The sequence below is a fragment of the Algibacter luteus genome, assembly GCF_900141715.1.
GTDB classification, from domain to species: Bacteria; Bacteroidota; Bacteroidia; order Flavobacteriales; family Flavobacteriaceae; genus Arenitalea; species Arenitalea lutea.
The window spans coordinates 272,878-299,177 of sequence record NZ_FQYK01000001.1 but is presented as its reverse complement, the minus strand read 5'-3'; the positions used below and the strand labels follow the sequence as shown (position 1 = coordinate 299,177).

The 26,300-nt window shown below is 35.0% G+C and carries 12 protein-coding genes; 11 read left to right on the top strand and 1 reads right to left on the bottom strand.

Features of this window, described 5'->3' with window-relative positions; translation table 11 throughout:
* Window positions 1–59 precede the first annotated feature (59 nt).
* The 9 genes from BUA46_RS01125 (at window position 60) to BUA46_RS01085 (ending at window position 18,698) form a co-directional block, all read left to right on the top strand.
* Window positions 60–2,168, top strand: coding sequence for a BNR-4 repeat-containing protein (locus BUA46_RS01125; RefSeq protein WP_019388507.1), 2,109 nt, complete (start codon window positions 60–62; stop codon window positions 2,166–2,168).
* Between the two features lie 11 nt (window positions 2,169–2,179).
* Window positions 2,180–4,033 carry a DUF5060 domain-containing protein gene (locus BUA46_RS01120; RefSeq protein ID WP_019388508.1) on the top strand — a complete coding sequence of 618 codons (1,854 nt, stop codon included), beginning with the start codon at window positions 2,180–2,182 and terminating at the stop codon, window positions 4,031–4,033.
* Window positions 4,034–4,259: 226 nt separating this feature from the next.
* Window positions 4,260–5,603, top strand: coding sequence for a family 43 glycosylhydrolase (locus BUA46_RS01115; protein WP_019388509.1), 1,344 nt, complete (start codon window positions 4,260–4,262; stop codon window positions 5,601–5,603).
* Entirely contained in the window at window positions 5,603–7,867 is a 2,265-nt protein-coding gene (locus BUA46_RS01110; protein WP_019388510.1) for a glycoside hydrolase family 3 N-terminal domain-containing protein, read from the top strand. The genes BUA46_RS01115 and BUA46_RS01110 overlap by 1 nt, the downstream gene beginning before the upstream one ends.
* A gap of 6 nt (window positions 7,868–7,873) precedes the next feature.
* The gene (locus BUA46_RS01105; RefSeq protein WP_019388511.1) at window positions 7,874–9,007 is read left to right on the top strand and encodes a glycoside hydrolase family 88/105 protein; all 1,134 of its coding nucleotides are present in this window, start codon (window positions 7,874–7,876) and stop codon (window positions 9,005–9,007) included.
* 65 nt (window positions 9,008–9,072) lie between these two features.
* On the top strand, window positions 9,073–10,833 hold the full coding sequence (locus tag BUA46_RS01100) for a sulfatase family protein (RefSeq protein WP_019388512.1): 1,761 nt from the start codon (window positions 9,073–9,075) through the stop codon (window positions 10,831–10,833).
* 190 nt (window positions 10,834–11,023) lie between these two features.
* Entirely contained in the window at window positions 11,024–14,482 is a 3,459-nt protein-coding gene (locus BUA46_RS01095) for a glycosyl hydrolase (protein ID WP_019388513.1), read from the top strand.
* 180 nt (window positions 14,483–14,662) lie between these two features.
* Window positions 14,663–16,639, top strand: a complete 1,977-nt coding sequence (locus BUA46_RS01090; RefSeq protein WP_019388514.1) for a T9SS type A sorting domain-containing protein — start codon at window positions 14,663–14,665, stop codon at window positions 16,637–16,639.
* A gap of 142 nt (window positions 16,640–16,781) precedes the next feature.
* A complete protein-coding gene (locus tag BUA46_RS01085) occupies window positions 16,782–18,698 on the top strand; it encodes an ulvan lysase-like protein (protein ID WP_019388515.1) in 1,917 nt (638 codons plus the stop codon).
* On the opposite strand, the gene BUA46_RS01080 is transcribed toward BUA46_RS01085, so the two are convergent.
* Entirely contained in the window at window positions 18,695–19,579 is an 885-nt protein-coding gene (locus BUA46_RS01080) for an AraC family transcriptional regulator (protein ID WP_019388516.1), read from the bottom strand. The genes BUA46_RS01085 and BUA46_RS01080 overlap by 4 nt on opposite strands.
* A gap of 213 nt (window positions 19,580–19,792) precedes the next feature.
* On the opposite strand from BUA46_RS01080, the gene BUA46_RS01075 reads away from it, so the two are divergent.
* Window positions 19,793–23,062: a family 78 glycoside hydrolase catalytic domain gene (locus BUA46_RS01075; protein ID WP_143148043.1), complete on the top strand. Its 3,270-nt coding sequence runs from the start codon at window positions 19,793–19,795 to the stop codon at window positions 23,060–23,062.
* A complete protein-coding gene (locus BUA46_RS01070) occupies window positions 23,052–26,300 on the top strand; it encodes a glycosyl hydrolase (protein WP_019388518.1) in 3,249 nt (1,082 codons plus the stop codon). Before BUA46_RS01075 ends, BUA46_RS01070 begins: the two co-directional genes overlap by 11 nt.

Genomic DNA, 26,300 nt, shown 5'->3' with positions numbered 1-26,300 from the left:
AAACCTTGTTTCTACTGGCTTTTTTAATAGTAATGAAAGCTATCGAAATATAAAAAAACATGAAAAAAAATCAGTTCGTATTGTTTGTTTTGATAGTCTTTGTGTCAATCACGATAACAGCCCAAAAGGAGCTGAATGCCGTATTAGATAACTCAACAAAAGTGACACCTGATGGAGAAGGAGGGTTGTACTTTGCAGGAACAAAAGATGTAAATTATAGATTTAGTCAAAGGATTTCTCCGCATGGAGATTGTGTGGATGTAGTAAATGGATACGCATTTGTAACTTGGTACAAAGGTGGTATGGACACACGAAATCTAATGCTTTCAAGAAAGAATTTAAACGTACTAAACTCAAGTTGGGTAACTATAGAATTTCCACATAAACATGTCGGTCAAGGCGGTGAACTTCTTAATGGTACAGGTATACGTGGCGATTCTCATAATACAGCGGCTATTGGCGTTAGTACGATAGATAATACCATTCATATTTTATATGATATGCATGCCTATAGGTCCTCTTCTTTACCTAACGATTTCTTTAATTATTCAGTCTCAAAAACGAATATGGCTTTTGTGCCTGATAATGAATTTACTTTGGATATTTTTAATCCTAAGCGAAACTATTTAAAATCTGGTGAGGACTATGAGCGTATGACTTACCCAATGATACACAGAGCAGATGATGGAAGTTTGATTGCCAGATATAGACAAGGCGGTTCTGGTAATGGCGATATACTTTTAGCACATTATAATGGTAACGTTTGGAGTAATAACTGGTTATTTCATGAAGGTACGCTTGCATTACCAAATAGAAACAATATGTATGGTGGTGAGCGCTTTTTAAACGGTAAGTTTTATTCTGGTTTTTCAATAAGATACTCTACTAACAATGATGCCAATACCAGTAATGGTTATATGTTAAATAGTGGATTATATTATGCGTATACTAACGGAATTCCCGCAAATGCATCCACACCATGGTTTGATGTTAATGATACTTCTATTTCTTTACCAATCCAAAATAATATTAACCCAAACTTAGACCCAGTTCAGATTGCACAACCAGGAGATGATTATGGGACAGCCACATTTCCTAAATCGTCTTCCGATCCAGCATGGACAGTTACTGAAAATGGTGCGATTCATTTTGTGCAACGTGTTGATAATAGAAATGTACATTATTATAAGTTGGCTACTGATGCAAATTTCTCTAGTGATGTAGATGGTGTTATCCCAAATCCTCAAACCCGTGGGGAACTTTACAGTTATAAAAACCATGTCTTTATGGTTGAAATTATAGGAGGGAATATAATTATTAAAACCACATTAGAAGGTCAAAATAATTGGAAAATAGTTCATATAGGAACGGAAACTATAAATTTTAATCACTTTGATGCTTTTGTTACAGGTGATAAGTTATATGTTTATTTGATGCAAGACACAGGAAATAACACACCAGGTGTTGGCGATAAGCGCCCCTTATACTTTCAAGAATTTACATTGTCTGAGGTTGATACTTCTGAAGAAACTGATAATATATCATTAGAAGCAGAAGATTATACAACGGCGTCCATTGATATTAATATTGGTACTAGTACTTCAGCTTCTGGAGGTGAATATATAGATTCGTTTGCATCAAATCAGTTTATTGAACATAAATTTCAGGTAACTACTGCAGGTACTTATGATTTTATTCTTTTTGCGGCAAACAGAAATAGAGATGATTCCATTATGGATATTGAAATTAATGGAACGCTGTATGACGATGTTTTAATCACACGAACCTTTGATTGGAATATATATTTAGAAACAAGAATACCAGATGTTACATTAATTCAAGGTGAAAATACAGTAAGATTAACACAACAAAGATCATTGTCAAGTGAACCCGATAAAATTGAATTTGAATTGACATCGGCTCTGAGTATTAATGACTTCAATGCTCGAGATTTATCAGTTTACCCTAATCCTAGTGATGGTGTTTTCAATATAAAATCAAATAACCAAAACCTAAAGTATAATTTAATGAATATACAAGGTCAAGTTTTAGAAAAGGGAAGCGTTTCCCAAAATAAAGTAGATTTTTCTAATCACGCTCGAGGGATTTATTTTGTAGAACTATCTAATGAGACAAATAGGTTTGTTAAAAAAATAGTTATTAAATAAAAGAAGATATAATGCTCAAATACATCTCCTGTTCTCTATTGTTTTTTTTACTCCTAAGTTCATGTCAACAACAAAAACCGGTAAAGGTTGAAGGTGAGTTAAAAAAATGGCATAGAATTACTTTAAATTTTGAAGGTCCAGATACAAATGAAATGGATGAAATTAATCCGTTTTTAAACTACAGATTGGATGTTACTTTCAAAAATGGAGAAAAAGAATTTATAATTCCAGGTTTTTATGCGGCCGATGGCAATACAGCCGAATCAAGTGGTGATTCAGGAAATGTTTGGCAAGTGCGATTTACCCCGGATGAAGTTGGAGAATGGACATATTCAGTTTCATTTAAAAAAGGAGATAATATCACAGTAGCTGAAAATGCAAGTAACGCTTCAAGCGCAGATTTTATGGACGGACAAGCAGGAACATTTATTATTTCAGAATCTGATAAAACAGGAATAGATAATCGTGCTAAAGGAAGACTGCAATACGTTGGCGAATCCTATTTAAAATATGCCGGATGTCAAGATTATTTCATAAAACTAGGTGTTGACGCGCCAGAAAATTTATTAGCATATACAGATTTTGATGTATCTACAAATGCTCTAGGTTTTCAAAAAACTTGGGTGCCTCACGCCAAAGATTTTGATAATAGTGCATTACCCTATGTGTGGCAAGAGTATAAAGGCAAAAATCTTTTGGGAGCTATAAATTATTTAGCTAGCGAAGAACTCAATGTTTTCTCATTTTTAACTTTTAATGTAGATGGAGATGACAGAAATATATTTCCTCATTTATTAAAAGTTCCAATTGAAGAATATGAAGCTTATGCAAGTGTTAAAAAGAATAAAGAAGCTTGGGAAACCATGTTTCATAAAACACGATTTGATGTTTCAAAATTAGACCAATGGGAACGCATTTTTGAATATGCTGAAACAAAAGGTATGTTTCTCCATTTTAAAACCCATGAAACCGAGACAGATCATTTAATGGATAAAGGTGTTTTTGGAACCGAGGGTAAATTATATTATCGAGAACTCATTGCAAGATTTGGGCATCATCTTTCCATGAATTGGAATCTAGGTGAAGAAAACAACCAACCTATTTCAGAAGTAATAAAGGCAGCGAACTATGTTTCTAGTTTAGATGCCTATAACAGTCATTTGGTTATTCATACGTTTCCAAACAAAGATGATAGATATGCCGAATTGATAGGTGATCAATCACCATTAACAGGAGCCTCATTACAGTTAAGTCATCCTGAGTTTAATGATGTGCACCCCAGAGTTTTAAAATGGCGAGATAAATCGAATGCTACTGGAAGAAAATGGGCATTAGCAGTTGATGAACCTGGTAAAGCAAATATTGCTTTATTACCTGATGATGAAGATCCTGAACATAATTTTGCTAGAAGCAGAGCCATGTGGGGAACACTTATGGCAGGAGGTTACGGTGTAGAATGGTATTTCGGATATGCTAGCCCTAATTCAGATTTAACTTGTCAAGATTTTAGAAGCCGCGATTTATTTTGGGATCAAAACAGGCACACACTTCACTTTTTTAATAATCATATTCCGTTTTGGGAAATGGAACCTAATGACGATTTAACAACTGATGACATATCATATTGCTTAGCAAAAGAAGACGAAATTTATGTCGTTTATACTGAAACCAACGCAGATAAAATTAAGCTGAATTTAGGTGATTCTGGAGCCAATTTTCAAATAAAATGGTACAATCCAAGACACGGTGGTGAATTACAAAATGGTTCAATTACTTCGATTAAAGCAGAAGGAATTGTTGGTTTAGGAGCTCCGCCTTCCGAAACAGATAAAGACTGGGTAATTCATATAAAAGTTGATAAATAATTTGGTTAAGGTTTAACTTCTTTATAATCAATCTGGAGTATAATTTTATTAAAAGCTAATTCAATTGTGTTAAACTTGAATCTTATTGTACTGCTAATAAAACGCCAATAGAATCGGATGAAATTATAATTGAAGACAGGATAGAACAGGACGCTTACTTAGATTGCAAATTATATATTTATTCAATGATAAACACACAAAATATTTAGCAATAAATCAACAGTTTATGTATTTAAAAATTTCATTTTTTACTTTATTATTTCTGTGTGTTTTATCTCTTCATGCTCAAAACCCAATTGTAGAAAACCAAGGACTAAACGATCCACATATTCACATATTCAATGACACGGCATACGTGTATGCATCTCATGATAAATCTATAGAAAACAAAGAATTCATCATGGAAGATTGGTGGGTATGGTCGTCTCCTGATTTAGTGAATTGGACAAAACGCAGTGTGCTAAATCCAAAGGATACATACATAGGTAAAGATTTTTCACGTTGTTGGGCTACCGATGCTGCATATAGAGATGGTAAATACTATTTTTATTTTTCAGAAGGTAACGAACAAACAGGTGTTGTTGTAGGAGATTCTCCAGTTGGCCCTTGGGAAGATGTTTTGGGTGGACCACTGTTGTCTTCAGAATTAACCCCAACTCATGAATATGATATGGCCGTTTTTGAAGATAATGGAGAACATTATATAATTTTTGGTGTTTGGGATTACTACATAGCCAGGTTGAATAATGACATGGTAAGTTTAGCTGAAAAACCTAAAAAAATTATTATTAATAATCCGCGCGGACCTTATAATCCTGATGGTAATAATAAAAAAATGCCAACAGATGATAAACCATTCATGCATAAATACAATGGAAAATATTACTTGTCTTGGGGCTGTTTTTATGCCATGTCAGATAATCTATATGGACCTTATGATTATAAAGATTCTGTTATAAAAGAAGAAAGTTTTGATGAAGGCTATGATGCACCAACATGGCCAAATGGATTTTTACAAGGGCGTCACGGTTCATTTTTTGAGTGGCATAACCAATGGTATTATATTTATTGTGATATTAGTCAAACAGGAAATAGATATTTTAGAGATAGCTTCATAAGTTATATTCACTACAAAGAAAATGGTGAAATGGCCACTATTAGAGTTGATGGTATTGGCGTAGGGAACTATGATGCCAACGTGATTATTGAAGCTGAAGATTATTTTAAATCCGATAACATCGTAAAAGTTGAAAATACTAAAGGCGGATTTTCAATAGAACCGACCGAAGACATAAGTTCTGTTGTATATCCTAATATCAAGAATTTAAAGCATTCATCTACTTTAGAATTAGAAGTTATTGCTAATCAAGCAGTTCAACTAGAGGTTAGAGAAAATGATGCTCAAGGTATGTTGCTATTTATTTGCGATGTACCTAAAAATGAAATCTACACATTTCAAAAAAGAAGTTTTGCAACCAAAAACCTTAAAGAAAATCAGTCACTATGTTTTGTTTTTAAAGACGTAAAGCCTGAGTCTTTCAAATTAAATCGATTTAAATTTAAAAACTAATGAAGAAAATATTTTTTTTAGCAGTACTAATAATTATCGCGTCATGTAAAAACAATGATTCAAGTTCAATGGATTATAAGGATGCATCTTTATCAATTGATGAACGTGTAGAGGCCTTATTGCCTAAATTATCTCTTGAAGAAAAAGTGGCACAAATGCGTATTTTTCATGCCAACATCGGTACAAAGCCTGATGAAAATGGTAACTTAACATTGTCAGAGAGAGTTATAGAAAAATTAAAGTTAGGAATTGCAGGAATAAAAAATCCAGGAGAACATATTGATGCCGTAGCAGCAGCAAAAATGAATAACGAGCTTCAAAAGTATATTATTGAAAATAACCGTTGGGGCATTCCAGCGTTATTTGTAACAGAATCATACAATGGCGTAGATGCAGAAGGCTGTACGCGATTTGGACGCCCAATGACATCAGCAGCATCGTTTAATCCAGAATTGGTACAACGCCAATGGGATGTTGTAGGTAGAGAAGCCCGTTTGCGAGGGATGCACATGTGCCATTCACCTGAAGCAGATGTGGTGCGCGACCCACGTTTTGGACGAATGAGTGAAGCTTTTGGAGAAGACACGTATTTAACAACGCAGATGGTTAAAAATGCCATAATAGGGGTCCAAGGTGACTATGAAGGTTTAGGAAATGGAACGCATATTGGCGCCGTAGCGAAACACTTTGCGGGTTACGGACAAGTATTAGGAGGTTCTAACTTCGCTGCCATTGAGATTTCTGAAAGAACCTTGATTGATGAAATTTATCCACCATTCGAAGCGGCCGTGAAAGAAGCTAAAACATTAGGTATAATGGCATCTCATGGCGATTTAAACGGTGTGGCAAGTCATGGTAATCCAGAACTATTAACTGGTGTACTTCGTGATCAATGGGGATTTGAAGGTTATGTGGTTTCAGATTCAAATGACATCGCGCGATTATTCTATTTCATGAAAGTTGCTGAGTCTCCCGAGGCTGCAGCTCAAATGGGCTTAGAAGCAGGAATAGATATCGATTTATATGCTGAAGACTCGTATGCTTACCTGCCAGAAATGGTGAAGAAAAACCCAGAGTTAGAAAAGCTAATCGACCGTTCTGTAAGACGTGTGTTGAGAACAAAATTTATTTTAGGATTGTTTGATAACCCGTATATCGATATTGAAGAAGTTAAAAAAGGTGTGCGTGCTCAGTCTTCGTTAGATTTGGCCAAAGAATCAGATTTAGAGTCTATAATTTTATTAAAAAATGAAAAAAGCACGTTGCCTTTGTCTAAAGATAAATCTTTAAAAGTAGCCTTGTTAGGTCCTCTATTAAAAGAAAACACAAAAGAGATGTTTGAGTCTGTTGCGGGTTCAAATGTAAAATTCATTGCCGAAAAAGGATTTCAATTAACGAATCAGAAAGGCGGTGCACCAGAACTTTTAGACAGAGATCCAAAAGCCATAGCTAGTTTAGTAAGTAAAGCAAGGTCTGCAGATGTTTCAATACTATTTTTGGGAGGTGATGAGTACACTGCAAAAGAAGCTTATTTTAGTAATAGTACGTTAGGTGATAGAGCAACTATTGACCCTGTTGGCCCTCAAGACGAACTCGTTGAAAAAATTAAAGCTTTAGGTAAACCAGTAATTGTGGTTTTAAAGCACAGAAGAACCTTATCTATTAATGTTATAGCAGAACAAGCCGATGCTATTTTAGATACTTGGGATTTAAGTGAATTTGGTGATGAATCTACGGCCAGAATCGTTTTTGGTGAAGTATCGCCATCAGGTAAATCGCCAGTTACAATTCCAAGGTCTATTGGGCAAATTCCGTTTCACTATAGTATGAAAGAAATCAACTATAAAAAGGAATATTTGTTCTTAGGTAAAGGACCGCTTTATCCTTTTGGTCATGGTTTAAGTTATGCCAATTTTGAATACTCAGATATTGCAATTTCAAATGCTGAAATAACACCAGACACAGAGTTAGAGGTTAGCGTAAAAGTCACTAATAATGGTAGTGTTAAGGCTAAAGAAGTAGTACAAATGTATATTAAAGACGAAATAGGTTCAGTTACAAGACCAGATAAAGAACTGAAAGGTTTTGAGAAAATAGAATTAGATGCGGGAGAAAGTAAAACCGTTTCATTTAAGATTACACCTAAAATGTTAGAGTTTACCGGTATTTCAATGGAAAAAGTTTTAGAAGCTGGAGACTATTCCGTTAAAATAGGAACCTCATCACAAGAATATTTAGAAACAACATTCAAACTAAAAAAATAAGACATCATGAATAAGACGATTTTAACACTTGTAGCGGTTGTATTATTATTCAATTGTTCAACAGCTCAAAAAGTAGCTGAATCTCAAAGCATAAATAAATCTAAAGTGAAATCATCTATGATAAAAGCTTTAGAGTGGCAAGAAGCACACCCTATTATAGCATTAGCACCAACCGATTGGACTAACGGTGCATACTATACAGGTGTTGCTAGGGCACATAAAACTACTAAGGATATGATGTATATGGCAGCCTTAAAAAATCAAGCGTATTGGAATGATTGGCAGACTTTTGATAGAATACATCACGCTGATGATATAGCCATTTCATATAGTTATTTATATATTGATATGAATGAAGGGAGAAAAAACTTTGTGGACTTGGAGCCTACTAAAAAGTTTTTAGATGCACACTTGTATGAAGATGATAACTGGAAAGCCGGAACCGATAAATCGGAATACGGTAGAACCATTTTATGGTGGTGGTGTGATGCCTTATTTATGGCGCCTCCTGTACTTAATTTATATGCTAAACACACCAATCAGCCTAAGTATTTAGACGACATGCATAAGTTTTATATGGAAACCTATAACCAATTATATGATGAAGAAGAACGATTATTTGCAAGAGATATGCGTTTTGTTTGGACCGGTTCAGAAAAAGATAGTAAAGAGCCAAATGGAAAAAAAGTGTTTTGGTCTAGAGGAAATGGTTGGGTTATAGCTGGTTTAGCTTTAATCTTGGATGATATGCCTGAAGATTATAAGCACCGTCCGTTTTATGAAAAACTATACAAAGAAATGGCAGCGAAAATATTAGAGATTCAGCCAGAAGATGGGCTTTGGAGAACAAGTTTACTATCTCCAGAATCTTATGATTATGGTGAAGTTAGCGGTAGTGGTTTCCATACTTTTGCTTTAGCTTGGGGAATAAACAATGGTTTAGTGGATAAAAAACATACTTCAGCTGTCCTTAAAGCGTGGAATGCTATAGCAGCATGTCAACATGACGATGGTCGTGTAGGTTGGGTTCAAAACATTGGGGCCTTCCCAGAACCTGCATCATATGATAGTTGGCAAAATTTTGGAACAGGCGCCTTTTTAATGGCAGGTAGTGAAGTTTTAAAGTTAAAACAGATCTAAAAACAACGCTGAAAGAAAGGATATTAATTTTATTATTATCCTTTTTTATTTTAAAAAATACTATTATGAAGCTTCTCCAATTTTTACTCATTGTATGCATCGGTTTTGTAGGATGTCAATCAAAAGATAAATCCAAAGTAAAAACCTCAAAAGAGGCTGTCTTAGAGTTACCCGAACGACCAAACATACTTTGGCTAGTAACCGAAGATATGGGGCCATATATTCCACCTTTTGGAGATACTACAGTTGCCACTCCTAATTTAAGTAGATTAGCAAATGAAGGTATAGTTTATCCAAACCTATACTCAACTTCAGGGGTTTGCGCTCCAAGTAGGGCAGCAATTGCCACGGGCATGTATCCTTCAAGTATTGGCGCCAATCATATGCGTGTTAATTCATATACAAAAGAAAGAGGACTTCCACCTTATGAAGCTGTTCCGCCTTCCGAAGTTAAAATGATAAGCGAATGGATGCGTCGCGCAGGGTATTATTGTACTAATAATTACAAAACCGATTACCAATTTAGAGAGCCTGTTACCGCTTGGGATGAGAATAGTCCGTATGCACATTGGAGAAATAGAGATAAGAATCAACCTTTCTTTTCAGTAATTAATTTTACCGAAACCCACGAATCTGGATTGTTTGAGCCTTATGGGTTCAGAGAAATTGAAACCAGACTTTATCATGCAGGAGATAAAAAATACAAATGGAATAACTTTGGCGAGCATCATGCTAATAACCGCATGAATGAAGAGGATACACCAATTCATCTTCCAAAAGATACAAAATTTAACATTCCACCATATTTGCCAGACACAGAAAAAACACGTCGCGATATGTGGAAATTATACAACAATATCGCTGAAATGGATAAGCAAGTAGGAGCGGTGTTAAAGCAACTTGAAGATGATGGCTTGTTGGAAAATACAATAATCTTTTTCTACGGAGATCATGGCGGGCCATTACCAAGAGAAAAAAGACTAATCTACGATTCCGGTCTAAATACACCAATGATTATTCGATTTCCTACTAAAATTCAAGCAGGCACAAAGGATAATCAACTAATAAGTTTTGTGGATTTTGCACCAACCTTATTGTCACTTATAAACGAAGAGCCAAAACCATACATGCAAGGGCAAGCTTTTTTAGGTCCATATAAAGCTAAAGAACGCGATTATATTCATGCAGCGGCTGATCGATTTGATGCAGAAACAGACGTGATAAGAGCTGTAAGAGATAAACAATTTAAATACATTAGAAATTACAGACCGGATCAAGGGTATTATCTACCTATTGAATATAGAGAGCGCATTCCAACCATGCAGGAATTGTTGAGATTGAAAAACGAAGGGCAACTTAACGAACATCAAATGCAATGGTTCAGGGAAAGGAAGCCTAAAGAAGAATTGTTTGATTGCTCGGTTGATCCTTTTGAATTGAACAATCTTGCAAATAATCCTGAATATCAAGATAAACTTAAAGAGTTGAGTGCCGAAATGGATAAATGGCTTGAAGCCATAGGGGATAATCCTGACTTGCCTGAAGGTGATCTTATTAAAAAACTGTGGAACGGTAGTGATACTCAGCCAAAAACATCTGCTCCAACCATTATTACTAAAAATGGAAAAGTTACTATAAATTGTGATACTGAAGGCGCTTCAATAGGATATAGAATAAGTTCTAATCAGGGAAAAACTTCAAAAGTGTGGCAAATTTATCAAGAACCTTTTGAATTACCTTTAAACGCAAAACTCGAAGTTCAGTGCCATAGAATTGGATTTAAGCCCAGTAAAATTTTAGAGTTGCTTCGTCGAGATTTAGAATAGAATTTTTATTAAAATAAGGTTCATATTCAAAATAAAAAACATTATATGAATGATAAAATAAGTTGGTTTTCAATGAAACATATCTTGATGTTTATGGTTTGCCAATTTATTACAACAAAAGTTCAAGCGCAGCTTATTTTGTATACCGACTGTACAGATTCAGCTATTGCTAATTAAAAACATCTGAGTTATGAATTGCAGAATTCTATTTTTATTAACAATTATTTCAATTTTTGGTTGTCAACAGAAAAGTGAAAAAACGTTAGACGTTTTCACAGAAAAAAGTTTTGAGGAATTAAGTGAAAACTTTAAATCGCCTTCTGAAAAGTATTATCCAGAAACATGGTTTCACCTTAACGGAAATAATATTTCCAAGGAGGGTTTAACTTTAGATCTAGAAGCTATAAAAGAAGCAGGTCTGCAAGGTATCCACTTATTTAATAAAGACGGAAGACCATTCCCTAATGTAAAACCAATAAAAATTTTATCTCCTGAATGGGAAGACATGATTCGTCATGCAGCAGATGAATGCAAACGTTTAGGCTTAAAATTCACAATGCAAAATTGTCCTGGTTGGTCAATGACTGGAGGGCCTTGGGTACCGGTTGAAGAAGCACAACGCGAAGTTGTAGAAACTGTTTATCGAGTACAGGGTGGAAATACCTTTGAAGACATTCTACATATAGATTCTTTATACCATACACCCGATTATAATTATAAAGATATTCAGCTTTTGGCTTTTCCAACACCTGAAGGAGATGATTTACAACCTTTGAATCCATCTAAAATTGAAACAAATAATCCTTTAGTTCCATGGAAAGATATCTTCAATCCGAATTCTAAAATTATAGTAACTCGTAAAACCACGCAATTAGATAAACCTTTAAAAGGCTATAGAGCGCAGGGGATTTCAAAAATAAAGAATGAGGAGACTTGGGTTAAAACTAGGTTTAATAAACCTGTAACTCTTCGCTCTATTGTTTTTCCACAAATGCGACATATCATCATGGGTACGCAATATCCTAAAGTCGATGTTGCTATTAAAGTTGAAGCGTTAATTGATAATAAATTAACGGAAATAGCAACCGTAAACTTACCAGACGCTAATTGGAATGATAGACGAAAGCACCTCACTTTAGCCATTCCAGAAACAACATCAAATTCGTTTGTATTTACTTTTGCTGGTGAACATACAATTGCTCCAGAATTTATTCGCTTAAGTTCCAATCCTAAATTTCATAATCATGAAGCTAAAGCGGCAAAAGTATTGAGACGTCTTGAAAAAGAGGTGGAATACAACTATTCTGAAAATACGATTATCAAGTCAGAATCGATTATTAATCTCACTGATAAAATGACCAGTGATGGTAGATTGACCTGGGAAATTCCAGAAGGAAAATGGACAATAGTGCGTTTTGGCCATATTAATATGCGCTTAACAAATAAACCTGCAGTTCCAGAAGCTACAGGTTGGGAATCAAGTAAGTTAGATAAAGTTACTATTGAGAACCATTTGCGTAATGGGATGATTGGCAATTTAATAAAAGACGGAGGTCCGATAGGCGATGGTAAACTACATGGATTATTAATAGATAGCTGGGAGAGTCATGTGCCTACATGGACTATCAATTCTGAAGATATGTTCGAGGAATTTGAGCAACGGCGAGGGTATAGCATGAAAACTTATTTGCCAGCTACCATGGGCTACATTGTCGAAAGTCCTGAAATAACTACAAAATTCTTGAGGGATTTGCGCCATACCATGGATGATGTACTTATCGATAATTTCTTCAAACATTTTGCAACTGTGGCGCATGATATGGGGGCAGAAGTATACACTGAAGGTGCCGGAGGAGAAGTGTTGCCTATAGACCCTATGCGTTATTATAGCGTTAGCGATATTCCAATGACTGAGTTTTGGTATCCCAAAGCACCATCTGCTCAAAACGAATATGCTAAACCTGTTTTCAATGCGGCATCTGCAGTGCATTTATATAATAAACCAGTTTTGGCAGCTGAAGCTTGTACTCAAGTAGGTGTGAAATGGAACGAACATCCATTTTCTGTAAAATATTTAATCGATTATAATTTTACCAAAGGCATAAATCATTTAGTATTCCATACCTTTTCGCATACACCGCAAACCAATGTGTCTCCTGGGTCTAGTTTTGGAGGAAATATTGGGTTTCCGCTAGTTAGACAACAAACATGGTGGCCTTACATGAAAGATTGGACGAATTATTTAGCACGAAACCAATATGTTTTACAACAAGGAGAATACGTAGCTGATGTGTTACGATATTATGGCGATCACTTTGACCGCCCACCATTCGATTTAGACTATTTCCCAAAAGGCTACCGTTTTGATTATTTAAATGCTGAAATACTACATGATAGATTAAGTGTTGAAAACGGTAAAATTAATGTTGAAAATGCAGGAGATTATCGCATCATTACACTAAGAGATTCTAAAGAAATGTTGCTGTCTACAGCTAAAAAGCTTAAGGAATTAGTATTGGCAGGTGCTGTAATTCTAGGAGATAAACCTCAAGATTCACCCAGTTTAATGGAGAATGAAAATGATTTAAAAGAATTATTACAAATTGCAGATGAGTTATGGGGAAACACAAATGAAGGTGTAAAGCAAGTGGGTAAAGGCAAGGTGTATTGGGGTAAAACATTAGACGAAGTTTTACAGGAAGAGAAAATTGAACAAGATGTGATAGTTCCAGATGATTTAAATATAAAATGGATTCACCGCGAAACAGCGGATGCACATATTTATTTTGTGGCTTCAAATATGGATAACCCAGTGGATGCTACTTTAAGTTTTAGATTGAAAGATGTGTGTCCTCAAATATGGAATGCTTTTAATGGCGAACAACAAGAAGCAAGAGTTTGGAACGCATCAAATAATAGAACAAATGTTGCACTTTCTTTCGCGCCAAGTGGAAGCCAAATTGTAGTATTTTCAAAAGGAAACAAAACGCCATTAGCTTCAAAAATCACCTATAATGCTGAGGTGATTTTAAGTGCAGAAACAGGATGGTTTAGAATTCATGAAACAGATAATTTGCCAGAATTATCATGGAAAGGTGACGATTTTATTGCTTCAAAGTCTGGAGAATATATTTTTCATCAAAATAAAAATGAAATTAAAAAAGCAATAGCCATCGAAGAAAAGTCACTACAAAGTGATTGGAAGTTGCAGTTTGATGAAGGCTGGGATACAACTAAATCTATAGAAATATCAGACTTGAAATCACTTACCGAATTAGAGAATAACGCCATTAAGCATTATTCAGGAACAATTACCTATTACAAAACACTCCATATTGAAGAAACAGGTAAGCATAGTATTTTAGATTTAGGACAAGTGGCTAATATAGCAGAGCTTTGGTGCAACGGAAAAAAAATAGGGGTAAAATGGGCGCCTCCTTTTGAATTTGATATTTCTGACACGATTAAAAAAGGAGAGAATATCATTGAAGTTAAGGTTACCAATACATGGCGAAATCAATTAATTTTCGATAATACCAGATCTAAAGATGAAAAGAAAACTTGGACTACCAATCCGCCAAAAAAGCATGAAACTGACTTGGAAGATTCTGGCTTAATAGGACCTGTGGTTCTAAAATTGGTACAGTGATTTTCTGTTTTAATTAAAGATTTCTTTCTCAGGTGCTTATGTTTTCTTAGAAACTTTGTGTTTAATCGAATAACTATACGTTTGGTCTTGGGTACAGGATAGTTCAGGATACTTTGTTAAATTATGTTCAATAATTTTATAATCTATTGATATCAATAGATTTATATCTATAAAAAAGCTATGAAAAAAAATACAATTAATTCCATCTTATTTTTCGTTTTAATGTTATGCTCACTTAGTATAACAGCTCAAGGCGTGCTTCCTTCTAATGATATTTTCAGATTGAAAAATGTAGCAACAGGGCAATTTTTAACAGATGCAGGTGCAAGCGCAACACCCGTAACTATGACAAATCTAGGTGAAGAAGAGCAAAGCACTCATTTTAAGTTCGTAGAGAGCGGCGCATATTATAATATTGATAGCGAAATCTTAGGAATATTACGTGCTCCAGGTGCTGGTGGTCCAGGAGGCCCTTATGTAGTTGTTAGTACAACTAAGGCTGCACCAGCTGCTGATACAGATAAAACGTGGACTATAGATTATAATAGTACAAATGATACTTACAGGTTTGGGTCCAGAACAACAGGTAGATTTATGTATCATGAAGTAGATGGAACCGTAACTCATGCGGTGGCTCCAGATACAGACGACAGAAGTAATTGGGAACTCGTTCCTTATGTACAAACTCCTGTAGTAGTAGCGCCAGATGAAGATACAAGTACGGATTTAAGTTGTCCAGCTTCTGGTGAATTCGAAAACAACAGTACCAGAAATGTAGATTTGCCAAACCCTGTTAATGTAGGGACTGTTGATGATAGAACCTGCTACTCCGATTACTCAGAATTTGATGTTTATGGAAAAACTTGGGGCGTTTATAACATTACCGATGGGTCTAACCACTGGGATGCTCCAAATACCTTACAACCAAGAATAGAACGATCTTTAGACAGATCTGGAGAAACAGGTGTTGGAAGTTATGCAAGATTAACGGGAACATTCAGGATATTAGAGGTAGGTGATGCTGGTAGTTTTAGTCAAGATGGAACTTACATCGCACAAGCCAAAGGCAAACATTCTGGAGGCGGCGGTTCCCCTGATCCAGCTATTTGTTTGTATTTAGCTAGACCTGTTATGGGAACAGGAATAAACGCTGGTAAGCAAGTTGCATTTGATATTTATGCTGAGCGTATCTTGGTACGAGGTGGAGAAGGCAGCGGAAGGGAAGAAGTCTTTTTAAAGCAGGTAAATAAAAATGAAGAAATTAACTTTGAGCTAGAAGTAGGTTTTAGAGAGGATCCAAGCGACCCCACAAAAAAAATACATTATTGTGATGCAGTAATTGGAGGTGACGCTTTTAATTGGAATATCCCAGAGCCAGAAAGAGGGCTAGAATCTGGAATTAGATATGGTGCATACCGTGTTAAGGGTGGTAGAGCGCAAATTAGATGGGCAAATACAACGTACCAGAAGGTAGAAGTTGCGGAATCAGGAGATGCGCCTGAAGGTAATTATAAACTTAAAAATGTAGCTACAGGCAAATATTTAATGGATCCAAATGATGGTTCAATTATAGCAAGTGATTCTGGAGTAGGTTCAGATAAAGAATGGCAATTTGTAAGTGTACCTGCAACTAGTTATTATAATATTGATAGCCAGGGCCCCAGAAAAATTATTAGATTTACAGGTGTTTCAGATTTGATTTGTACAAATTTTTCAGCACCAAATAGTGATACAGATAAGTTGTGGAATGTAATTGATAACGGAGATGGTAGCTATAGTTTTGAGACGCGTAATCTAGGTAAGTATTTATACCACGCAGTAGATAATACCATAATACATTCAGCCAATATAGATGACAGAAGCAAATGGATTTTAGAATCTGCAACTTTAAGTATTTCTGAAGCAGAACTAAATACTTCTTCAATAAAAGTATATCCTAATCCAGCAGATAATAAATTTACAATTGCATTTCAAAATATTACTGGAGTAAAAGATATCGAAATTTATAACATACTAGGTAAACTGGTTTATAAAAACTCAACTAACAGCGATGTGATTAATGTTGCACAAAATACTAACTTGCCTTCAGGAATTTATTTAGTTAGAGCAAAGGCAAATGATAACAGTGTATATAACTCTAAATTGGTTATAAAATAAGGTTCCAAGAGTTACAATTATTAAAAAGCCAGAAAACTAGTTTTCTGGCTTTTTAATATATTATACAGGATAAAACAGGACAGTTTTCGCATTAAATCTTAATACTTTTCACATGACACATATATTAATACATTCACAATAGATGAAAAGACGTAACTTCATTCAACTTTCAACACTAGCAGGACTAGGAATATCACTTCCAATAGCTGGTATTTTAAATTCATGTGAAAACCACCCAGAACATTCTTTGGAATTTAAGAATTTAATTTCAGGATTATTGAAGGATTGGTGTGATGGCATGATAAACGTTCAGATTAATAATCCAAATAATTTAGAAGAGCATGGAGCATTGGGTTGTCCATCCTGTTCCCATATCCATGGGCGTTGTATGGATGCCGTTTATCCATTTTTATATATGGCAGATACTACAGGTGAAAAAAAATATGTAGAAGCGGCAAAGTTGGTGATGACCTGGGCTGAGAACAATGTGTCTCAAGAAGACGGATCTTGGACAGTCATTAGAAATCCGAAATCTTGGAAAGGCATTACTGTTTTTGGGGCTATTGCACTCGCTGAAGCATTGCATTATCATGGTCATGTTTTAGAGGATGCAACTCAAAAAGAATGGACAAAGCGTTTAGATAAAGCAGGTCAATATATTTACGATACATTTACAATTGACTTCACCAATATTAATTATCCAGGAACAGCTGTGTATGGTTTAAATTTAATAGGTAATATTTTAAATAGAGATGATTTTAAAGCCAAGAGTAAAAAATTAGCTTCTGAAGTAAAAGCCTACTTTACAGCAAATGAAGGCTTGTTGTTTGGGGAATGTAAGAAGAGCTCCAGTAAACTAAGTGAAAAGGGATTACATGGTGTAGATTTAGGATATAATGTAGAAGAAACCTTAAATAGTTTAGTAATGTATGCGCTAAAAGAAAAAGATGAAGAGCTATTACAAATCTTAACAAAATCATTGAATAGTCATTTAGAATTTATGTTGCCTGATGGGGCTTGGGATAATAGTTGGGGAAATAGAATGTATAAGTGGAGTTATTGGGGAAGTAGAACATGCGATGGTAGCCAACCTGCATTTGGAATGATGGCGCATATCAATCCTGCATTTGGTACAGCAGCTGTTAAGAATACAGAATTATTGCAACGCTGTACTGCAGATGGACTTATTCATGGAGGGCCTGGTTTTGTGGAAGCAGGTATTCCTCCTTGTGTACACCATACGTTTACTCATGCTAAACCTTTAGCAGCCTTGTTAGACCACTGGGATCACTTACCAGAAATTAATTCAAACGCTAGTTTACCAAGAGCTACCGCAGATGGTACAAAACACTTTAAAGATTTGGATGTTTATCTTTTTGCAAGAGGAGATTGGCGAGGAACAGTAAGCGCTTATGATGCAGAATATCATTATCAGTATGATTTTCGGCAAGCTTCAGGAGGTGCTTTAGGAGTTTTATTTCATAATAGAGTAGGGTTATTATGTGCTGCAAGTATGGCAGAGTACCATATGGTTGAAAAAAATAATCAACAGCCACAACCTGGAAAAGATATTTGTTTAACGCCGCGAATTGAAACATTTAAAGATAAGGTTTGGTACACAAACCTTTATGATTTGCCAGCCACTGTAACGAGTAAAGATGAAAATGGTAATATTGAATTACTAGCAAATGTAAAATTGAAAGATGTTGATAGAAATGTAATTGAAAATACAGCTTCAGAGTTTTTTATATCATATATCTGTTCAGCAGATATTATGAAAATTAAAGTAAATTCAAAACAAGTGGTTTCAGAGCCAACCGCATTTGTGTTACCTATTGTTTCTCCAAATAAAGAAGTTTTTAATCAAGTAAGCGATACAGAAATAAGTATTCAAAAACCGGAAGGATTGGTTACTGTAAAAGCGAATGCGCCTATCAGAATAAAAGAAATGGAAGGCTCAAGAACTTTTAATATGGTACCAGGAGTCGAAGCATTGCCCTTAGAAGTATTTTTTGAAGAAGGTATAAAGGAACTGCTTATTTCAATAGTTGTAACTTAAAATTCACCTTTGCTAAGATTTCTAAATTTACCTGGCGCATACCCTGTTTTGCGTTTAAACAGTCTGTTAAAATAATAATCAGACTCAAAACCAAGTTCAAAGGCTATTTCTTTTTGAGATTTATTGGTGTTTAATAATAATTCCTTCGATTTTTCAATCTTCAATAATAGATGGTATTGAAGCGGAGAAGCCCCTGTTTGTTTTTTAAAATCTATTCTAAATTTTGAATAACTCACGCCTAATTCCGAAGCCATTTTTTGTAAGTCCAAAGATGTATGGATTTGCTTGTACATCATGCCTTTGGCTCGTGATACCATGGAGTTTAGGTTGTCAATGTTGTTACCGCCATTTTTAACGTTATGAAGTTCTGCCATAAGTTGAATGCATATTCCCGAAGCTGTTTTTTGGAACCCAAACGGTTCTTCATCAAACAATTTGAAAAGTGAATTAAAATGATTTAATATCTTAGGTTGGTTGCATTTCGAAATTATAGGAGCATTTGGCGAGAAAAAACCATTGGATAAAAATTGATTCGCAATGTCACCAGAGAATCCTACCCAACGCTCTGTCCAACCTGTTTTTTTAGATGGTTTATAGCGGTGCCAAACCCCCGGAAAAAGTAAAAATACATCGCCGTCTGAAATTTTTATTTTACCAGTTGCTTTGCTTTCAAAAACACCTTCACCTTTGGTAATAAGTACCAAGTGAAATTCGTCTAAAACACGTCCCTTGTCCCATGAAAAAACATAATTTTCTGGGTGGTCCTTCGAGGGGTAATTTGTGTGTTTTTCTACAACAGTTCGTCCTAGATTATTTATGTAAAAGCCCCATGATTTGTCTTTTTCAAAGACTATTAGATATTTCCGAAACTTATTTTTCATGTCATTTTGTGCAACTAATATATCAAATTGTTAATTGGGATTCACATTTTAATTGACGATTTTTATAAAAATAATAACGGCTATTGCTATCTGTTATAAAAAAATAGAATGGCTTTGCGAAACTTAAGGGAAATTGAAATTTTTAAATCATTCTATATGTTCTAAAAATTAAATTCCAAATTATTAATCTATTCAAATACTTTGTCTAAAATTTTGAAACATCAATCTGCTTATTCAATGTGTATTAATCTACTCATTGTACTATTTGCTTCATCAGTTATTGGTTGTAACCATTTGTCATCAGTGGTTTTAAAAGAACTTAAATGTGAATACAAAACCAATCCATTAGGAATTGATAATACATCTCCTCGTTTTAGTTGGAAAATGGTTGATAAAACTAATACAAGAGGACAAAAACAAACAGCCTTCCAAATACTTGTTTCAAGTAGCATGGAACTTTTGAATAAAAATAAAGGCGATGTTTGGGATTCGGGAAAGGTAAGTACAGATTCATCTGTGAACAACGCGTTTCATGGCAGTCTGTTAAAATCTTCAACCCCATATTATTGGAAAGTATGTGTTTGGGATGTTTCGGGAAAGCAATCTAAATGGAGTGAACCTGCTAAATTTTCAATGGGACTTTTAAAAACTTCCGATTGGAAAGGCGATTGGATTCATAAACTCGACCAAAAGAAAACTGACCATAATTGGTATAGAAAAACTTTTGAGCTAAATGAGAATGCTACTTCAGCATATGTTTATGTGGGTTCTTTTGGTTATCACGAATTGTATGTAAATGGCAATAAGGTAACCGATAACGTGATGAATCCAGTTTCTTCTTACATGAAAAAACGAATTCCTTATTTAACCTATGATGTTTCTGAATTTTTAAATAAAGGCGATAACGTTATAGCTATTTGGCACGCCGCAGGTTGGGCCCGATGGGACCGCATTACAGAGTATCGTAATCCACCGTTTGTCTTTAAAGCGCAAGCTAATATAACAACAATTAAGGAGCAAATAGTTTTAGGGACTGATGAGACTTGGAAATGTAAAAAAAGCCATAGTTCTTATTATGGCGATTGGGATATATTAGATTTTGGTGGTGAAACTATAGATGACAGGTTAAAGGAAGACAATTGGAACACCGTTGCATATAATGATGCCATTTGGGCTAATGCCGGTATTTACAATGCTGAAAAATTAAATGCACAGCTTGAGGAATTCAATGAAAATGTAGAAGTTAAAGAAGATAAGCTAATAGGCAAGGGTAAATTCAGAAATAGAAAATTCAGTAAAATAACAGCTTCTTTAAGTTCACAAATGGTAGAGCCTCAAGTTAAATTTAGGGAGATTAAACCCATGGCCATCACTAAAAATGAAGACGGCACGTATAGAGTAGATATGGGTGAAAACTATACTGGTTTCTTTGAAATGAACTTATTCAATGGTAAAGAAGGCGATTCTATTTTATTTGAAATTAGCGATGTAGAAGATGTGCGTTCTAATTGGAAGCAAAAAAGCAAATACATTTTTGGGAAATCGGGTAAAGGCACCTTTACAAACCGATTTAATGTGGCTGGTGGCCGTTGGATTACTGTTTATGGTTTAAATTACCAACCCAATTTGGCCGATATTAAAGGTTATGTGGTAACCAATAACCGCAAAATTATTAGCAAGTTTGAATCTTCTAGCCAACAACTAAATCAAATCTATAAAATTAATTTAGATACCTACATCGCAAATACCATGGATGGTATTTTGGTGGATTGTCCTCATCGTGAAAGGAGAGGTTGGGGAGAAGTCACCGTTGCAGCCATGTATGGAGATGCCTTGCCAAATTTTGAAAGTGGGGCTTATATGGACCAATATTTACAATATACTCGCGACGCTCAACATACAGACGGACAGATACGCGCAATTGTTAACGAAAACGACAGACCATTTTTAATGTGGAAAGCAAACAGTCCATTAACAGTTTGGGAAACCTACAGAATGTTGGGCGACAAAAAAGTATTGGAAGACAATTACGAGTCCATGCAAAACTGGATGACTTGGATGTATCAAAATTCTAATTATGAAACAGGAGGTGCATTAATCACAGGAGAGCAAGGAGCTAGAGAGTTTCCAGGTTTAGGCGATTGGTGCACACCTCGAGGTAATTTTTGGACGAGTAGTAACTCACCCGAAGCCATTCATTTTAATAATTGTATTTACGCAGTAATGCTCGATAATGCGGAGAAAATAGCCTTACAGTTGGGTAAATATGATGACGCTAAAACTTATACAAATCGTTTAAAAGTTCAAAGGGAAGCGACACATAAAATGACCTATAATTCTGAAACAGGGCAGTATGGTAATGGACAGCAAGTTAATCAAGCTTTTGCCTTATTAGCAGGCATAACACCAGAATCTGAAAAACAAAAAGTGTATGATAATTTGGTCGATAATGTGCTGTACAAATTCCCTTATTATGATACAGGTAGTTCAGGTCAAGCATTATACACACGATACTTTATTGAATCAGGTGAACGAATGGATTTAATTTATGAGCTGTTGCAAGATAAGCACCACCCAAGTTATGGGTATTTTATTGAGCAAGGAAAAACGGTGTGGCCAGAGCGTTGGTCGGCTGTTGGGGTGAGTCAAATTCATACCTGTTATACAGGAATTGGAGGCTATTTTATCAAAGGTTTTGGAGGAATCCGCCCAAATCCTGAAAGTTTAGGAATGCAAAATATGATAATTAAACCAATGCCTGTTGGCGATTTAACCTATGCAAATACTGAATACGAATCCATGTACGGCAATGTGGTGGTAAATTGGAAGAAGGAAGATAACTCTGCGATTTTTCATATTGAAGTTCCTGTAAATACAACTGCTAAAGTGTATCTACCAGCAATTTCAAAAGATGTGGTTTTCGAAGATAATATTTTGGTTGAAAAAATTAAAACCATCAACTATGTAGGTACTGAAAAAAGTGATGCTGTTGGAAATTATGTAATTTATAATGTAGGATCTGGTGTTTATGATTTTAAAATAAATGAACTTCCAAAAGTAGCATATCCAGAACCATTAGGAACTTCAAAAAATCTAGCAACATTGGGTAGAATGAATGCTTCTTCTATGTTTATTGAAACTGAAAAATTACCCGGATTTGAAGCCTTTAAGGCTAACGATGAAAATAACGAAACGCGTTGGTTGGCAGACAAATCTAATAACCAATATTTAGAAGTGGAATGGGTCAAACCACAAACGTTTAATCAAATCATTGTAGATGAATATGAGAACAGTATTACTTCTTATAAAATACAATATTGGGAGAATGGGGTATGGAAAGATATTATAAATGAGACAAATTGTGGATCAAATAAAACCCATCAATTTGATGCTATACAATCTACAAAATGTAGATTGTTTATTGTGGATGCAAAAAATGCACCGTCAATTAGAGAACTGAAAGTCATTAACAATGAAAATTAAACCTAATACGTTTAACGCAATCATAGGATTAATAATATTCTTTTTTTTAGGATGCAATAATTCAAAAGACATTGAACGTATTCAATCTGGTTTTGTAGACCTTAAAGAAGATAATAATCTATGGTGTTACTGGTATTGGATTAATGATGATATTTCCAAAGAAGGCATTACCAAAGATTTAATAGCCATGAAAAAAGCGGGTATTGGTGGGGCATTAATAGGCAATATAAATCCAGCACATCAAGACGGTAAAGTACCGATGCTAAGCGAAGATTGGTGGTCGCACATGGTGCATGCCGTAGAAGAAGGCAAACGAATTGGTGTTGAGATTGGGGTTTTTAACTGCCCAGGATGGAGCCAAAGTGGTGGGCCTTGGGTAGATTATACAAAAGCAATGCGTTATTTAACCTTTAGCGAAACTAAAGTTTCAGGAGGAAAACAACTTAATTTTAAATTACCACAACCTAAACAAGAATTTCAAGACACGCATACCTTTGCTTTTAAATCGTTGGATGTTGAAGAAAAAAGTACTCGGTTTATACCTACCAAAGTAAATGCCAATTGGAGCGATGTAAATGTAACTATTTTAACGGATGGAAATAAGGAAGACGACACCAGTTTTGAACCAAAAAAAGGAGAAGTGTTAGAAATAAGTTTTCAACTTTCTGAACCAATTACAGCGCGTTCTATCACTATAATCCCTAGTAGAGCCTTTAAATGTAACATGACATTATCGGCTATTGTAGATGGTCAAGAAAAAATAATTAAAGAGTTTCATTTCGATCGTTTTCGCATTACTCCAAATGTAGCTTCAATAGAAACAGGAGATTTTGCTACCATTTTAACCGATACCAAAGCACAACGATTCAAATTGAGCTGTACCAATTTTAGCACAAAGAATGAGGGATATGGCTTTGCTGAAATTACAATTTCTGAAGCACCTGTTTTAGATAAATATATTGAAAAGCAACTCGGAAAGATGCACTCTACACCCAAACCTATTTGGGATACTTACATTTTTCAAAGACAAGAAGCACTTGAAAATAAAAGTTTATCTATAAATCCAGACAATGTTATTGATTTGAGTGATAAACTTAATAAAAATGGAATGCTAAATTGGAATGCACCAGTAGGAAGCTGGACGATTATGCGCATGGGAATGACACCAACAGGAACAAAAAATGCGCCAGCAGCTCCGCAGGGAGTAGGGTATGAAATTGATAAAATGAATAGCGAATTAGCACAGTATCATTTTGATAATTTTGTTGGTGAGTTGCTAAAACGAATTCCAGAAGAGAGTAAATCTGCATTTAAATATGTTGTTGCCGATAGTTACGAACAAGGTTCTCAAAATTGGACAGATGGTTATGAAGTAAAGTTTAAAGAAAAATACGGATACAATCCTGTACCATTTTTACCAGTACTTTCAGGTAGAATAGTGGGTAGTGTTGAGCAATCCGAACGATTTTTATGGGATTTGCGTCGTTCTATTGCAGATGATGTGGCTTATGAGTACGTAGGTGGATTAAGAGAAGCGAGTAACAAATATAATTTAAAAACATGGTTAGAAAACTATGGGCATTGGGGTTTTCCAGGTGAATTTATGATGTATGGTGGGCAATCGGATTTGATATCTGGAGAATTTTGGAACGAAGGTACATTGGGCAATATAGAATGTAAAGCCTCTTCGTCGACAGCACATACTTATGGAAAAGCGATAACTTCGGCAGAAGCGTTTACATCTTCTAGAAGAGCGTATTTAAGGCATCCAGCGATGCTTAAAAAGCGAGGCGATTGGTCTTTAACCGAAGGCATCAATCATTTTGTACTGCATTTGTACATTCAACAGCCAGATGATAATAGAAAACCAGGAATGAATGCTTGGTTTGGTACGGAATTCAATCGTCATAACACATGGTTTGAACAAGCCGATACTTATTTTGATTATTTACGTCGTTGTCAACATATGTTACAGCAAGGTAAATATGTGGCCGATGTGTGTTATTTTATTGGAGAAGATGCTCCAATAATGACTGGGGTACGTCAACCAGAACTTCCTAGAGGATACTCTTACGATTATATTAATGCAGAAGTGATTATGAATCGCGTATCTGTTGAAGATGGTAGATTTGTATTACCTGACGGGATGTCTTATAAAGTAATGGTTTTACCACCATTCACAACAATGCGTCCTGAATTGTTAGAGAAGATTGAAGACTTAGTGCAACAAGGTGGAATAATTTTAGGGCCAAAACCTTATAAATCTCCAAGTTTACAGAACTACCCTGCCTGCGATGTAAAAGTTGAAGCATTAGCTGCTAAACTTTGGAATGGCGCCTATAATCAAGGTAAAATGTCAGTTCAATATGGTAAAGGAAAAGTATTGGATGGTTATGAATTATCAGAAGTTTTTGCAGATTTAAATTTAGCAAAAGACATTGAAGTGTCTGAGGATGCACCAGTACTTTGGATACATAGAAATATGCCAGATATGGATATTTATTTTATAACCAATCAGAGTGATGAAACTATTGATTTGTCCCCAGTTTTTCGTGTTGATAAAGATTTAAAACCGCAATTGTGGGATGCTGTAAGTGGTGAAATGAGGGCTTTACCCGATTACGAAATTACCAAAACAGGACTAAAAGTTCCTTTAAAATTAAATGCTGCTCAGAGTTGGTTTGTTGTATTTTCAAATACAGATGCTAATGGAGACGTTAAAACTGCTTACACTTCAAATTTCCCTGAGTATAAAAAGCTCAATGCCATTGAAGGCCCATTTGAAGTCGATTTTAAAAATAAAGACATTGCACCAAAAGAACCTGTAATATTTAATGAATTAATAGATTGGCAATATTCTGATGATGAGCAAATACAATATTATTCAGGAACTGCCATTTATAAAACTGATTTCAACTTAGAAGAGCTTCCTAAAAATCAGGATATCTATCTTAATCTTGGAAAAGTTTCGGTAATGGCTAAAGTAAAATTAAATCGTAAAGATATTGGTGGTGTTTGGATGGCGCCTTATAGACTTAATATAACAGACGCCCTGAAAGAAGGAAAAAATCAAATAGAAATTGAAGTGGTTAACCTATGGCGTAACCAATTAATAAAAGACAAACAACGTCCAGAAGATGAAAAATATACATGGATTGTAATTGATAAAATTACTTCAGAAAGTAAAATTCAACCTTCTGGTTTATTAGGCCCCATTGTTATAGAAACTATTAAATAA

Coding starts and splice junctions, on each gene's coding strand:
- BUA46_RS01125 (WP_019388507.1), top strand. CDS start 60: ATGAAAAAAAATCAGTTCGTATTGTTTGTTTTGATAGTCTTTGTGTCA.
- BUA46_RS01120 (WP_019388508.1), top strand. CDS start 2,180: ATGCTCAAATACATCTCCTGTTCTCTATTGTTTTTTTTACTCCTAAGT.
- BUA46_RS01115 (WP_019388509.1), top strand. CDS start 4,260: ATGTATTTAAAAATTTCATTTTTTACTTTATTATTTCTGTGTGTTTTA.
- BUA46_RS01110 (WP_019388510.1), top strand. CDS start 5,603: ATGAAGAAAATATTTTTTTTAGCAGTACTAATAATTATCGCGTCATGT.
- BUA46_RS01105 (WP_019388511.1), top strand. CDS start 7,874: ATGAATAAGACGATTTTAACACTTGTAGCGGTTGTATTATTATTCAAT.
- BUA46_RS01100 (WP_019388512.1), top strand. CDS start 9,073: ATGAAGCTTCTCCAATTTTTACTCATTGTATGCATCGGTTTTGTAGGA.
- BUA46_RS01095 (WP_019388513.1), top strand. CDS start 11,024: ATGAATTGCAGAATTCTATTTTTATTAACAATTATTTCAATTTTTGGT.
- BUA46_RS01090 (WP_019388514.1), top strand. CDS start 14,663: ATGAAAAAAAATACAATTAATTCCATCTTATTTTTCGTTTTAATGTTA.
- BUA46_RS01085 (WP_019388515.1), top strand. CDS start 16,782: ATGAAAAGACGTAACTTCATTCAACTTTCAACACTAGCAGGACTAGGA.
- BUA46_RS01080 (WP_019388516.1), bottom strand. CDS start 19,579: ATGAAAAATAAGTTTCGGAAATATCTAATAGTCTTTGAAAAAGACAAA.
- BUA46_RS01070 (WP_019388518.1), top strand. CDS start 23,052: ATGAAAATTAAACCTAATACGTTTAACGCAATCATAGGATTAATAATA.